Raw genomic sequence first — 12163 nt, 5'->3', positions numbered from 1 at the left:
CCCGCCCCACGTCGCCTACGCCGCCTACGCCGCCTACGCCGCCAGCGGGAAGCCCGTGTCGAACGTGGTGCGCACGTCCAGCCGCTGCTTGAGCAGGCCGGCCTTGAGATAGAAGTCGGCGGTGCGCTGCTGCTCGGCGATCAGCGCGGCGTCGATGTTGCGCCACTGCGTGCGGCGCCGCTCGAACTGCAGCCGCGCGGCCTCGGGCGGGATGCCGATGATGCGCGCCAGCGCCGCGGAATAGCTGTCCACGTGCTGGTACGACCATACCTGCGCGCGCGCCGCGCGCTGCAGGAAGTCGCGCAGCACCTCGCGCTTGGTGGCCAGCGCGCTGTCGGTGGCGGCCAGGTAGCTCAGGCCCGACCACAGGCCGCGGCCGCTGACCAGCACGCGCGCGTGGCCGCTGGTCTCGGCCAGCGCGGTGTAGGGTTCCCAGGTCGCCCAGGCGTCGATCGAGCCGTTGACCAGCGCGAGCTTGGCGTCGGCCGGCGGCAGGAAGCGGATGTTGGCGTCCTCGGGCTTCAGCCCGGCCGACTCCAGCGCCTTGAGCGTGACGAAGTGGCCGATGGAGCCGCGGTTGGTGCCGATGTTCTTGCCGCGCAGGTCGGCCGCGCTTTTCCACGGCGAATCCGCGCGCACCAGCACCGCGGTGCCGAACGGGTCCGAGCGGTTGGCGCCGATGATCTTGATGGGCGTGCCGGCGGCCAGCGCGAAGATGGCCGGCGCGTCGCCGATCGGGCCGGAGTCCACCGCGCCCGCGTTGAGCGCCTCGGCCAGCGGCGCGGCGGCCGGGAATTCGGTCCACTGGATGTCGTAGGACAGGTTCTTGAGCTCGCCGGCGTTCTCCAGCAGGGCGCGCAGCCCGCCCTTCTGGTCGCCGGCCTTGAGCACCGGGCGCGCCTGCGCGCGCGCCGCGAACGGCAGCGCGCCGCTCGCCGCCGCCGCGCCCGCGGCCACGCCGTAGCGCAGGAATCGCCGCCTGGATGCCGTCATGTCCTGCTTCGCCGTCTCCGTCTGCCGTGCCATCTGCCGTGCCATCCTCCGCGTCATCATGCTCATGCCGCCTTGCGGCCGGCTTCGCGCTGCGCCACCAGTGCGCGCACGCGCGGGATCAGTTCGCGGCCGTAGTCCACCGCGTCTTCCAGCGGATCAAAGCCGCGGATCAGGAAGGTGGTGACGCCGAGGTCGTAGTAGTCCAGCAGCGCGTCGGCCACCTGCTCCGGCGTGCCGACCAGCGCGGTGGAGTTGGAGCGCGCGCCGGTCAGCTTCGCGATCTCGGTCCACAGGCGCTTGTCCACGCGCGCGCCCTGGTCGGCCGCGGCCAGCAGGCGGCGCGCGCCTTCGCTCTGCTGCGGGCCGCCCGGCGCCAGGCCGGCCACCTCGCGCAGGTGGCGCGTCCGCGCCAGGATGCGCTCGGCGCGCGCCCAGGCCTGCGCCTCGGTGGCCGCCAGGATCGGGCGGAACGACACCGAGAAGCGCACCTGCCGCCCGTTCCTCGCCGCCTCGGCGCGCACGCGCGCGGTGAGCTCGCGCACCTGGTCGAGCGATTCGCCCCACAGCGCGTACACGTCGGCATGGCGCCCGGCAACCTCGATGGCGACCTGCGACGCGCCGCCGAAGAAGACCGGCACGTGCGGGCGCTGGGCCGGCTTGACCTCGGAGAAGCCCTGCGTGAAGCGGTAGTACTTGCCTTCGTGGTCGAACGGCTTGTCCTCGGTCCAGATGCGCCGCAGGATGCCGAGGTACTCGTCGGTGCGCGCGTAGCGCTCGTCGTGGTTGAGGAAATCGCCGTCGCGCTGCTGCTCCGCATCCGAGCCGCCCGAGATGAAGTGCACGCCGAGCCGGCCGCCGCTGAACTGGTCGAGCGTGGCGATCTGCCGCGCGGCCAGCGTCGGTGCGGTGAAGCCGGGGCGGTGCGCCAGCATGAAATGCACGCGCTCGGTCACGGCCGCCGCGTAGGAGATGGCGAGCGTGGCCGAGGGGCCGGTGGAATGGTGCGGCACCAGCACGCGGTCGAAGCCGCCCTGCTCGTGCGCCTGCGCGAACGCGCGCACGTAATCGCGATCCACCGCCGGCCCGCTGGCCGGATGGATCTCCGACTGCTTCTGGGTCTGGATCATGCCAATGATTTCCACGCTCATCGAAGACTCCCCTGTTGCTGGTTTGCGGATGCGGCGGCGGCGCGCAACGCGCCCGCGCCGCGCGGACAAGCCATGAACATACGCCGCGCGGGCGCGGTTCTTAACGAATAAGAACGACGGTGAATATGCGGTTCACGCCGTGGCGGCCGATGGCGCCGGCCGCATGCCGACCGCATCCCTGGCCGCATCCCTGGCCGCATCCCTGGCCGCATATCCACAGGCGGTTTTCTTCTTTGCGCGCCCGCGCGCCCGCGCGTTAGCCTGCGCGGGCGCGGGGCCTGGCGGCCCCGCCGGCACGGCGGGAGTCACGATGGAACGAGTCAGGGAGCCGGCGCGCGCGCGGGCGGACCGGCAGGCCGGGACGCGGCGCGGCGAATGGCATGAAGGATGGCGCGGACGCGCGGGCGCCGCCGCCACGGTGGCGGGGCTGGGCCTGGCGCTGGGAACGGAGGCGGGCTGGCTGCAACTGGCGGGGGTCTTCCTGACCACCCTGGGCGTGCATTTCTGGGTGATGTCCCGCCAGCAGGGCGGCTAGGACCGCCGGCAGGAACGCGCCGCGAACGGGCGAGTCAGGCTGGCAAGCGGCGGCGGCATCGCGCCGCCGCCGGCGCAAGCCTCAGTCGACGAAGGCCTTTTCCAGCACAAAGTGGCCGGGATGGCTCATGTTGCCTTCGGTGAACTGGCGCTCGATCAGGATGTTGCGCACGTCCTTGAGCATGTCGGGGCTGCCGCACAGCATGATGCGGTCGTTCTCGAGCGAGAACGGGGGCACGTCCAGGCGCTCGAACAGCTCGCCGGAGGCGATCAGGTCGGTGATGCGGCCCTTGTTGTCGAACTCTTCGCGCGTCACGGTGGGGAAATACACCAGTTTCTCGCGCACCAGCTCGCCCAGGTACTCGTGCTGGGGCAGGTGTTCCTGGATCAGCTCGCGGTAGGCCAGCTCCTCGACGAAGCGGCAGGTATGGGTCAGCACGATCTTGTCGTAGCGGTCATACACTTCCGGGTCGCGGATGATCGACAGGAACGGCGCCAGGCCGGTGCCGGTGGCCAGCAGCCACAGGGTCTTGCCGGGCAGCAGGTTGTCGACCAGCAGCGTGCCGGTGGGCTTCTTGCCGACGAAGATCTGGTCGCCTTCGCGCAGATGCTGCAGGCGGGAGGTCAGCGGGCCGTCGGGCACCTTGATGCTGAAGAACTCCAGCGTTTCCTCGTAGTTGGCGCTGGCGATGCTGTAGGCGCGCAGCAGCGGGCGGCCGTTGACTTCCAGGCCGACCATCGCGAACTGGCCGTTCTCGAAGCGGAAACCGGGGTCGCGGGTGCAGGTGAAACTAAAGAGCGTGTCGGTCCAGTGATGGACGGAAAGGATGCTTTGCTGGTTCAGATTGCTCATGAAAAAAGCGCTGGAAAGCGCTGTATTGCGCCGGCGTCGGGGGGCCTGGTGCCAGTGGCGGGCGGGAAGCGTGCCGGTTGCGTTCAACAAGGCGGCTCCGGTCCGAAGGCAGGAAGGCGCGCCGATTCAAAGTGAGAAGATAGCGGATTTTAGGAGAAAACGCAGGCCGCGTGCCAATTCATGCCCGATGTCATGGTTTTATGCGGGTTTCGCGGCCGTTGTGCCTGCGTTTTCAGCGGCTGGTCTCCACTTGCGCCGGCTTCAGCGCCGCCCGGACAGGCGCCTGACCACCGAAATCAGCCGGTCGACCTCCTCCGTGGTGTTGTAGAAGGCCAGCGAAGGCCGCACCGTGGCTTCCAGCCCGAAGCGCCGCAGGATCGGCTGCGCGCAGTGATGCCCGGAGCGCACCGCGATGCCTTCCTCGTTGAGTGCCTGCCCCACCTCTTCGGTCTCGTAGCCCTTGAGCACGAACGACAGCACGCTGGCCTTGTCGCGCGCCGTGCCCACCAGCCGCACGCCCGGAATGGGCTGCAGCAGATGGGTGGCGTACTCCAGCAGGTCGTGCTCGTAGCGGGCGATGTTCTCGATGCCGACCCGCTCCACGTAGTCCAGCGCGGCGCCCAGCCCCACCGCGTCGGCGATGTTGCCGGTGCCGGCCTCGAAGCGGTTGGGCGGCGGCTGGAACACCGTGCGCTCGAAGGTCACGTCGGCAATCATGTTGCCGCCGCCCTGCCAGGGCGGCATGTCCTCGAGCAGCGCGCGCTTGCCGTAGACCACGCCGATGCCGGTCGGGCCAAACACCTTGTGGCCCGAGAACACGAAGAAATCGGCGTCGATGGCCTGCACGTCCACGCGCATGTGCGAGACCGACTGCGCGCCGTCGACCAGCGCGCAGGCGCCGGCGCGATGCGCCATCTCGACGATCTCCGCGACCGGCACCACGGTGCCGAGCGCGTTCGAGACCTGCGTCACCGAGACGATGCGGGTGCGGTCGTTGAGCAGCTTGCGGTATTCGTCCAGCAGCACCTGGCCCGAATCGTCCACCGGGATCACCCGCAGCCGCGCGCCGGTCTGCGCGGCAAGCTGCTGCCACGGCACGATGTTGGCGTGGTGCTCCAGGTGCGAGACGACGATCTCGTCGCCCTCGCCCACGTGCTTCGCGCCCCAGGTCTTGGCGATCAGGTTGATGGCCTCGGTGGTGCCGCGCACGAAGACGATCTCCTCCGGCGAGGCCGCGCCGATGAAGCGCTGCACCTTGCTGCGCGCGGCCTCGTAGGCGTCGGTGGCGCGCCCGGCCAGCGCATGCGCGGCGCGGTGGATGTTGGAGTTCTCGTGCGCGTAGAAGTACGCGAGGCGGTCGATCACCGACTGCGGCTTGTGGGTGGTGGCGGCATTGTCGAACCACACCAGCTGGCGGCCGTTGACGCGCTCCTGCAGGATCGGGAAGTCGCGGCGGATGGCGTTGACGTCGAACGGCACGCGCGCCGACGACGCGGCCCACGGCAGCGCTTCCTTGCCGGCGCGGTCCTGTCCGTAGCCCTGCGCGCCCGGCCCCTGCCGCGGCAGGTGCAGCGCGAGCGGATCGCCGAACGTGGCGATCTCGCGCAGCTCCGCCGCGCCGCCGTGCGGGGCGCGGCCCGCGCCTTCCAGGAAGTAGTAGGCGGGCGCGGCCGAAGCATGGGGCGACGGCGCGGCCGCGTGCGGCACGCCCAGCGCCTGGCCGCCGAAGCGGCTTTCCAGCGCGGGCGCCACCGTCACCGCCGTGTCCGGCAGGCCGTTCTGCGCCGCCGCGGTGGGCGCCAGGGACGGCGCGCGGTTGGGCAGCGACAGCACGTGCGTGGGCGCGGCCGGCAGCAGGTTGGCGCCCGGCACGTGGCCTTGCGGGATGGCCGCGCCGGGCACGCCGGTGCCGGTGCCGCCGGGGCCGGCCACGGGCGAGCCCGGCGGCGCGGGGTTGTTCACCAGCGGCGGCGACTGCACGGCGGCCGGCGAGGTGCCCGGCAGCGCCGAGAAGAACGCGCCCGCCAGCCGCGCCAGCGCGGCGGGATCGGGCAGGCCCGGCGGCACCGACGGCGCGCCCGGCAGGCCCGCGGGAGAACCCGCCGCCGGATTACTTGTAGGTGTCAGGGTAGTCATGGTACTTGCCGATCTCCACGTCATCGAGAACCGCCAGCGCGTCCGGCGAATGCACCGCCAGCGAGCAGTACAGCGAGATCAGGTACGAGGCGATCGCCTGGTCGTTGATGCCCATGAAGCGCACCGACAGGCCCGGCCCCTGCTCGCCGGCCACGCCGGGCTGGTACAGGCCGACCACGCCCTGGCGCTTGTCGCCCACGCGCAGCAGCAGGATCTTGCTCTTGCCGTCGGCCACCGGCACCTTGTCCGACGGGATCAGCGGGATGCCGCGCCAGGTGATGAACTGCGAGCCGAACAGGCTCACGGTCGGCGGCGGCACGCCGCGGCGCGTGCACTCGCGCCCGAACGCGGCGATCGCCAGCGGATGGGTCAGGAAGAAGGCCGGCTCCTTCCACACCTTGGCGAGCAGCTCGTCGAGGTCGTCCGGCGTGGGCGCGCCGGTCAGCGGGAACACGCGCTGCTCCTCGGCCACGTTGGCCAGCAGGCCGTAGTCGGGGTTGTTGATCAGCTCGCCTTCCTGGTGCTCCTTGATGGTCTCGATGGTCAGGCGCAACTGTTCCTTAATCTGGTCGTGCGGGCTGCTGTAGAGATCCGACACCCGGGTATGCACGTCCAGCACGGTGCTCACCGCGTTGAGGAAATACTCGCGCGGATGCTCGTCGTAGTTGACGAAGGTGCGCGGCAGCTTGCCCTCGTCGTCGCGCTGGGTGCAGGCCACCTTGACCGACTCGGGGTCCAGCACCTGGTTCAGGCGGTAGATGCCGGCTTCCACCGGCACCCACTGCAGGAAGTGCGTCAGCCAGCGCGGCGTGATGGTCGCAAGCTGGGGGATGGTCTTGGTGGCATTGGCTAGTTGCCGTGCTGCGTTATCGCCGAGCGCCGTGTGGCTGCTCCCGTGTACCGACATGTGCTGCTCCGTGGCTGATGGACAAAAGTGGGTGGGGGCTTATGACAAAAACGAGAATGCTTATTACCGCAGCGATTATCTGGAGCCGGCACGGGCCGTTCAACATGCTATAGACGGCAATCCGCCAACGGCCATCGCGGGCCGCGCCGCGGCGGCTTTCGCGGCGGCGCGCGCTCAGCGCCCGGCCGCCGCCGTGCCGGACTGCGCGGCGGCGCCGGGCGGGCGCAGCAGCCAGGAGATCGGCACGCCCAGCGCCGCGGCCAGCTTCTCCACGGTGACGATGGAAGCGACGGCGCTGCCGCGCTCGATCTCGCCGATGTAGGAGCGGTTCAGGCCCGCATGCTCGGCCAGTTCCTCCTGCGACCACGCATGCGCCTCGCGCAACTGGCGCACCGCCGTGCCCAGGCTCCGCACCAGGTCCGTCATGGCAGGCTGCCCTCGGCGGCAAGCGGCGCGCCGCCGCGCGCGCTCTCGCCGGGCGCGCCGCCGCTGCGGGCCGTCTCGTTGCGGGACACGGCCTGCGTCACGTGCGCGCCCGCCGGCACGTCCTGCGTGACCCAGACGTTGCCGCCGATCACCGCGCCGCGCCCCAGCGTGACGCGCCCGAGGATGGTGGCGCCGGCATAGATGACCACGTCGTCCTCGACGATGGGATGGCGCAGCAGGCCCTTCTCGAGCTTGCCGGTGGCGTCGCGCGGAAAGCGCTTGGCGCCGAGCGTGACCGCCTGGTACAGGCGCACGCGCTCGCCGATGATGGTGGTCTCGCCCACCACCACGCCGGTGCCGTGGTCGATGAAGAAACCGCCGCCGATCCGCGCGCCGGGATGGATGTCGATGCCGGTCTCGGCGTGCGCCAGCTCGGCCACGATGCGGGCCAGCAGCGGCAGCCCCAGCCCGTACAGCGCATGGGCGATGCGGTGGTGGATCATGGCGAGGATGCCGGGATAGCACAGCAGCACCTCGTCCACGCTGCCGGCGGCGGGGTCGCCGTGGAAGGCGGCCAGCACGTCGCTGTCGAGCAGCTCGCGGATGCGCGGCAGGCGGTCCGCGAACTCGCGCACCGCGGCCAGCGCCCGCGCCCGCTCGCCGGCCTCGTCGCGCTCGCCGTGGCGCGCGGCGTAGTGCAGCTCGAGCCGGGCCTGGGCCAGCAGGCCGTGCAGCGCGGCGTCGAGCGAGTGCGCCACGTACAGGTTCTCGCTTTCCTGGCGCAGGTCCGGCGGCCCCAGCCGCATCGGGAACAGCACGCCCTTGAGCGCGGCCACCACCTGCGCCAGCGCATCGCGCGAAGGCAGGTCACGCCCGCCCGGCTCCAGCAGCCGCTGCTGGCCCTCGCGCCAATGCTGGCGCACCTGCTGCAAGGCGAGCACGATCCCGCCGATCTCGAAGTCAGCCACTGTGATGCTCCCCGTTCTGCGTTGTGTTGTTGTGCCGCTCTGTCGCTCTAACGCTCTGGCGCTGCACCGCCGTCCCGCGCGGCGTGGCCGGGCATGCCCGGCCCCTGCCCGCCCCGGCTAGTCCTGCACCCAGGGCAGGTCGTGGAAGCGCCAGCCGCCGCTGCGGCCGCGCCGCTGCCGCTCGTCGAGGTCGCCCTCGAAGCCTTCCAGCACGTTGAACACATTGGCCAGCCCCGCCTTGGCGGCGGCCTCGGCGGCCAGCGCGGAGCGGTTGCCGCTGCGGCACAGCAGCAGCACCACGGCGTCCTTGCCGGTCTTGGCTTCCAGCTCGCGCACGAAGCGCGGATTGCGGGTCAGGCTGGTGCCGGTGGCCCAGGGCACGTGCACGCTGTCCGGCACGTAGCCGACGAACTTGCGCTCCTCCGCCGTGCGCACGTCCACCAGCACGGCGTCGCCCGCGCTGAACAGCGCCCAGGCCTGCTGCGGCGTCACGCGGCCCGCGTAGGGCAGGCCGGACGAACGTGCCACGCCGCGCGCGGCTTCCAGCACGGCATGGCTGGTCTGGTTTTCCAATGCAGTCGTCATGTGTCGTGTTCTCCTTGTGGCGCGCGGGCCGTGCGTTGCGCCGGCACGCTGCTCGCCTGTCATCCGCGCCCGTGGCACGGTTTCCGGTGGCCGGCAACCGCCTATAGCCATCACGTCTGCACTATGAAAGCGGGCGCGGAGATTGAAAACGAATAAAAACGCATTTCCAAAGACGGCGGCGGCACGCCGGCGCGCCGGCTTGACAGGCGGCGGCGCCGAGTCCAGATTCGAGTCCGGCCCGCGGCGGCGCGCGATGTGCCGCCACCGCCCCCTCACACCGGCAAAGGACGCCATGACCCCGAAGTCTTCACCGCACCGCCTCGCGCGGCGCGCCCTGCTGCTGGCCTGCGCCGGCACGCTCGCCCTGGCCGCCACCGCCGCGGGCGCCCAGGCCGGCAACGACGAGGCCGCGCTGGCCGCGGCCATCGCCGGCCCGCAGCGCAGCGCCGCCAACAAGGCGCGCGACGCCTACCGCCACCCGCTGCAGACGCTGCGCTTCTTCGGCCTCGCGCCGGGCCAGACCGTGGTGGAGATCGCGCCCGGCGGCGGCTGGTACACGGAGATCCTGGCGCCGCTGCTGCGCGAGCGCGGCAAGCTCTACGCCGCGCACTACGACGCGGGCGCGGCCGGCGAGGAAAGCGCGAAGGCGCGCGCCAACTACGCGCAGAAGCTGGCGCGCGACCCGGCCAGCTACGGCAAGGTGGTGGTCGGCACGCTGCCGCTGCGCCAGCCCGCCGATTTCGCCCCGCCCGGCAGCGCCGACCTCGTGCTGACCTTCCGCAACATCCACAACTGGATCCAGGACGGCCACCTGGACGACAGCCTGCGCGCCTTCTACGCGGTGCTCAAGCCGGGCGGCGTGCTCGGCGTGGAAGAACACCGCGCCACGCCGGGCACCTCGCTGGACCAGATGATCGCCACCGGCTACGTCACCGAGGACTACGTGATCGACCACGCGCGCGCGGCCGGCTTCGCGCTGGCCGGCCGCAGCGAGATCAACGCCAACCCGCGCGACGGCCACGACCACCCGGACGGCGTGTGGTCGCTGCCGCCCACGCTGCGCGGCGGCGAGCGCGACCGCGCCGCCTTCCTCGCCATCGGCGAGTCCGACCGCATGACGCTGAAGTTCGTCAAGCCGCCGGCGAGCCAGCCGTAGCCGCAGGCGCGCCGGCCGGCGCCGCGCGAGCATGCCGGGGCGCCGGCATCTGGACCGCGCCACCGGCTGCCCGTATATTCGGCAGGTTCCGCGGCGCCACGCGGCGCCCGCGCACGACAGACCACAACGGCAAACCCGGAGACCCCCATGCCCGCAAACAATCCCTTCAAGGCCGCGCTGGCGGCCGGCAAGCCGCAGATCGGCCTCTGGGTCTCGATGGCCTCGCCCTACCTGGCGGAAGTCTCGGCCACCGCCGGCTTCGACTGGCTGCTGATCGATGGCGAGCACGCGCCCAACGAGCTCGGCGGCATCCTGCACGCGCTCCAGGCCGTCGCGCCCTACCCGTCGCAGCCGGTGGTGCGCGCGGTGGCCGGCGAAGTGCCGCTGATCAAGCAGTTGCTGGACATCGGCGCCAGGAGCCTGCTGGTGCCGATGGTGGACACCGCCGCACAGGCCGCCGCGCTGGTGGCCGCCACGCGCTATCCGCCGCACGGCATCCGCGGCGTGGGCAGCGCGATTGCGCGCGCCTCGCGCTGGAACGCGCGCGCCGACTACCTGGCGGTGGCCGACGACGAAATCTGCCTGCTGGTGCAGGCCGAGACGGTGACGGCGCTGCAGAACCTGGAAGCGATCTGCGCGGTGGACGGCGTGGACGGCGTGTTCATCGGCCCGGCGGACCTGGCCGCGTCGATGGGCCACCGCGGCAACCCCGGCCACCCCGAGGTGCAGGCCGCCATCGAGGGCGCCATGCGCACCATCGTCGCCAGCGGCAAGGCGGCCGGCACGCTGACCTCCGACAACGGCCTCGCGCGCCGCTACCTGGAACTGGGCTGCACCTTCGTCGCCACCGGGGTGGACGTGCTGGTCTATGCCAACGCCGCGCGCAGGCTGGCCGCGGAATTCACCGGCGCCGCCGCGCCGGCCGGCGGGCCCTCGGCGGCGTACTGAAGCACTGCCGCCGCCCTCGCGCCCGCGCCTAGGCCGGCTCGGGCAGCCGCAGCATGTTCCACGTCAGCCCGAGCTGCGCATCGGTCCTGAGCGACAACAGCTGGCGCGACAGCCGCGCCAGATGCGCCTGCTCGGCCAGGTTCTTGCCGATCACGCCCTTCTCCCCGGCCGCGTTGGCGAGCACGCCTTCGAGGTCGCCGTACTGCCCCAGCAGCCGCGCGGCGGTCTTAGCGCCGATCTTCTCGACGCCGGGAATGTCGTCCGAGCTGTCCCCCAGCAAGGCCAGGTAGTCCGCCAGCTGGTGGCTGGCCACGCCGAACTTGTCCATCACGTAGGACTCGTCGAACCACGCGCGCTCGCCGTTCTTCGCGGTGGCGAAGTGGTTGCGCACCACGGCGCCGTCGGCGATCAGCTGGAGCACGTCCTTGTCGGTGCTCACCGGGATCGCCGCGCCGTCCTTGGCCGCGGTCCAGCGGTAATAGGCGGTGCCGATGATGTCGTCGGCCTCGAAGCCGTCGATGGCGACGGTCTGCAGGCCCAGCACCTCGGTCAGCGTCAGGCGGAAATCCGGGATCACCTCGGCCAGCTCCGGGTCCATCGGCTTGCGGTGCTGGCGGTACGGCGGATAGAGTTCGTGGCGCCAGGTCTTGCCGCCGGTGTCGAACGCCGCCAGCGCATGCGTGGTGCGGCACTCGGCGAGCGCGCGCCGGAACGAGGCCAGCGCCGAGATCACCGCGCCCTCGACCTTGGCCGGGATGTCTTGCGCCGGGTTGGCCTCGTAGACGCGGCGCAGGATGTTCAGGCCGTCGATCAGCAGGAGTGTTTGCGTCATGGTGCGTGCGGTGCGACTTCTCGTCAGACCCTCTATTCTGACGTGCCGGGCCGCCGGCGCAACCGCGGCGCGGCGCCGGCGGCCGGCCGCGCGCGGCAAAGTGGGCAAGACGGCGGGCGCGAAAGGCAACGGCGGCGATGGCCGCGGCGCTTCAAGCGGCGCGATTGGCGAGAACCCGGGGTTGCGCGCGCGCCCCACTCCGTCTAGTCTGACCACATCCAACCCGCGCCCGGAAATGAACAACAATCACGACACCCGCCAGGCAGTACTCGACGCCCTGCAGAAAGCGGGCACCCCGATGGATGCATACCAGGTCGCCAAGGCCGCGGGCGTCAGCCCGATCCAGGCCGCGCGCACCCTGACCAAGCTCAGCGCCAAAGGCATCGTGCAGCCCCAGGACCCGCTGAGCGACGAAGCCGACCTGTCCGCGCGCTTCACGCTGGCACCGGCGCAGAAGGCGGACGGCAGCACCGGCTGACGACTTCCCGGGCCGTTCCGCGCGCCCATGCCTCCCGGCACGCCGCCGGGCCACCGGCATTATTGCGCCGGCAGGAACGATGCGAAGCCCCGCCGACGCCGCTCCGATCACGTCGGATGATGGCCGTGAATGCGGTTTTTCCCACTTCATAGCACGAAGATGCGCAAACTTGCGCGATCTTTCCACCACCCAGCCCCGT

At 71.4% G+C, this 12163-nt stretch carries 13 protein-coding genes; 4 read left to right on the top strand and 9 right to left on the bottom strand.

What is annotated here, in order from left to right; all coding sequences use genetic code 11:
- Nucleotides 1–33 precede the first annotated feature (33 nt).
- Nucleotides 34–993 carry an ABC transporter substrate-binding protein gene (locus tag KF708C_RS15305; protein ID WP_029043371.1) on the bottom strand — a complete coding sequence of 320 codons (960 nt, stop codon included), beginning with the start codon at nucleotides 991–993 and terminating at the stop codon, nucleotides 34–36.
- 62 nt (nucleotides 994–1055) lie between these two features.
- Nucleotides 1056–2141, bottom strand: coding sequence for an LLM class flavin-dependent oxidoreductase (locus tag KF708C_RS15300; protein ID WP_059412465.1), 1086 nt, complete (start codon nucleotides 2139–2141; stop codon nucleotides 1056–1058).
- Nucleotides 2142–2451: 310 nt separating this feature from the next.
- Here KF708C_RS15300 and KF708C_RS15295 point away from each other — a divergent pair, with 310 nt between their 5' ends.
- Complete coding sequence (locus tag KF708C_RS15295) at nucleotides 2452–2676, top strand: hypothetical protein (protein WP_059412464.1); 225 nt, start codon at nucleotides 2452–2454, stop codon at nucleotides 2674–2676.
- An 81-nt stretch (nucleotides 2677–2757) separates the two neighbouring features.
- Here the strand turns inward: KF708C_RS15295 and KF708C_RS15290 are convergent, their stop codons facing one another.
- The 6 genes from KF708C_RS15290 to KF708C_RS15265 all read right to left on the bottom strand — a co-directional run bounded on the left by KF708C_RS15290 (nucleotide 2758) and on the right by KF708C_RS15265 (nucleotide 8550).
- On the bottom strand, nucleotides 2758–3528 hold the full coding sequence (locus KF708C_RS15290; protein WP_020201932.1) for a ferredoxin--NADP reductase: 771 nt from the start codon (nucleotides 3526–3528) through the stop codon (nucleotides 2758–2760).
- 261 nt (nucleotides 3529–3789) lie between these two features.
- On the bottom strand, nucleotides 3790–5664 hold the full coding sequence (locus tag KF708C_RS15285; RefSeq protein WP_059412463.1) for a family 2A encapsulin nanocompartment cargo protein cysteine desulfurase: 1875 nt from the start codon (nucleotides 5662–5664) through the stop codon (nucleotides 3790–3792).
- Nucleotides 5639–6571 carry a family 2A encapsulin nanocompartment shell protein gene (locus KF708C_RS15280; RefSeq protein ID WP_020201934.1) on the bottom strand — a complete coding sequence of 311 codons (933 nt, stop codon included), beginning with the start codon at nucleotides 6569–6571 and terminating at the stop codon, nucleotides 5639–5641. Before KF708C_RS15280 ends, KF708C_RS15285 begins: the two co-directional genes overlap by 26 nt.
- A gap of 174 nt (nucleotides 6572–6745) precedes the next feature.
- Nucleotides 6746–6997, bottom strand: a complete 252-nt coding sequence (locus KF708C_RS15275; protein WP_020201935.1) for a helix-turn-helix domain-containing protein — start codon at nucleotides 6995–6997, stop codon at nucleotides 6746–6748.
- A complete protein-coding gene (gene epsC, locus KF708C_RS15270) occupies nucleotides 6994–7965 on the bottom strand; it encodes a serine O-acetyltransferase EpsC (protein ID WP_059412462.1) in 972 nt (323 codons plus the stop codon). The genes KF708C_RS15275 and epsC overlap by 4 nt, the downstream gene beginning before the upstream one ends.
- Nucleotides 7966–8082: 117 nt before the next feature.
- Nucleotides 8083–8550, bottom strand: coding sequence for a rhodanese-like domain-containing protein (locus tag KF708C_RS15265; protein WP_029043373.1), 468 nt, complete (start codon nucleotides 8548–8550; stop codon nucleotides 8083–8085).
- A 292-nt stretch (nucleotides 8551–8842) separates the two neighbouring features.
- Between KF708C_RS15265 and KF708C_RS15260 the strand changes: the two genes are divergently transcribed.
- Together KF708C_RS15260 and hpaI are read left to right on the top strand one after the other, a co-directional pair.
- On the top strand, nucleotides 8843–9706 hold the full coding sequence (locus tag KF708C_RS15260; RefSeq protein ID WP_020201938.1) for a class I SAM-dependent methyltransferase: 864 nt from the start codon (nucleotides 8843–8845) through the stop codon (nucleotides 9704–9706).
- Nucleotides 9707–9853: 147 nt separating this feature from the next.
- Nucleotides 9854–10654: a 4-hydroxy-2-oxoheptanedioate aldolase gene (hpaI, locus tag KF708C_RS15255; RefSeq protein ID WP_059412461.1), complete on the top strand. Its 801-nt coding sequence runs from the start codon at nucleotides 9854–9856 to the stop codon at nucleotides 10652–10654.
- Nucleotides 10655–10682: 28 nt separating this feature from the next.
- Here hpaI and KF708C_RS15250 read toward each other — a convergent pair whose 3' ends face one another.
- A complete protein-coding gene (locus KF708C_RS15250) occupies nucleotides 10683–11486 on the bottom strand; it encodes a 5'-3' exonuclease (protein WP_020201940.1) in 804 nt (267 codons plus the stop codon).
- Between the two features lie 235 nt (nucleotides 11487–11721).
- On the opposite strand from KF708C_RS15250, the gene KF708C_RS15245 reads away from it, so the two are divergent.
- The gene (locus KF708C_RS15245; protein ID WP_020201941.1) at nucleotides 11722–11964 is read left to right on the top strand and encodes a hypothetical protein; all 243 of its coding nucleotides are present in this window, start codon (nucleotides 11722–11724) and stop codon (nucleotides 11962–11964) included.
- The last annotated feature ends 199 nt before the right edge of the window (nucleotides 11965–12163 follow it).

The organism is Cupriavidus basilensis (assembly GCF_000876015.1).
Taxonomy (GTDB): Bacteria; Pseudomonadota; Gammaproteobacteria; order Burkholderiales; family Burkholderiaceae; genus Cupriavidus; species Cupriavidus basilensis_B.
The sequence above is the reverse complement of the archived record's forward strand: the minus strand, read 5'-3'. Positions and strand labels throughout refer to the sequence as shown.

Excerpts from the sequence above, each read along its gene's own strand:
- KF708C_RS15305 (WP_029043371.1), bottom strand. The coding sequence starts at position 993 with ATGACGGCATCCAGGCGGCGATTCCTGCGCTACGGCGTGGCCGCGGGC.
- KF708C_RS15300 (WP_059412465.1), bottom strand. The coding sequence starts at position 2,141 with ATGAGCGTGGAAATCATTGGCATGATCCAGACCCAGAAGCAGTCGGAG.
- KF708C_RS15295 (WP_059412464.1), top strand. The coding sequence starts at position 2,452 with ATGGAACGAGTCAGGGAGCCGGCGCGCGCGCGGGCGGACCGGCAGGCC.
- KF708C_RS15290 (WP_020201932.1), bottom strand. The coding sequence starts at position 3,528 with ATGAGCAATCTGAACCAGCAAAGCATCCTTTCCGTCCATCACTGGACC.
- KF708C_RS15285 (WP_059412463.1), bottom strand. The coding sequence starts at position 5,664 with ATGACTACCCTGACACCTACAAGTAATCCGGCGGCGGGTTCTCCCGCG.
- KF708C_RS15280 (WP_020201934.1), bottom strand. The coding sequence starts at position 6,571 with ATGTCGGTACACGGGAGCAGCCACACGGCGCTCGGCGATAACGCAGCA.
- KF708C_RS15275 (WP_020201935.1), bottom strand. The coding sequence starts at position 6,997 with ATGACGGACCTGGTGCGGAGCCTGGGCACGGCGGTGCGCCAGTTGCGC.
- KF708C_RS15265 (WP_029043373.1), bottom strand. The coding sequence starts at position 8,550 with ATGACGACTGCATTGGAAAACCAGACCAGCCATGCCGTGCTGGAAGCC.
- KF708C_RS15260 (WP_020201938.1), top strand. The coding sequence starts at position 8,843 with ATGACCCCGAAGTCTTCACCGCACCGCCTCGCGCGGCGCGCCCTGCTG.
- hpaI (WP_059412461.1), top strand. The coding sequence starts at position 9,854 with ATGCCCGCAAACAATCCCTTCAAGGCCGCGCTGGCGGCCGGCAAGCCG.
- KF708C_RS15250 (WP_020201940.1), bottom strand. The coding sequence starts at position 11,486 with ATGACGCAAACACTCCTGCTGATCGACGGCCTGAACATCCTGCGCCGC.
- KF708C_RS15245 (WP_020201941.1), top strand. The coding sequence starts at position 11,722 with ATGAACAACAATCACGACACCCGCCAGGCAGTACTCGACGCCCTGCAG.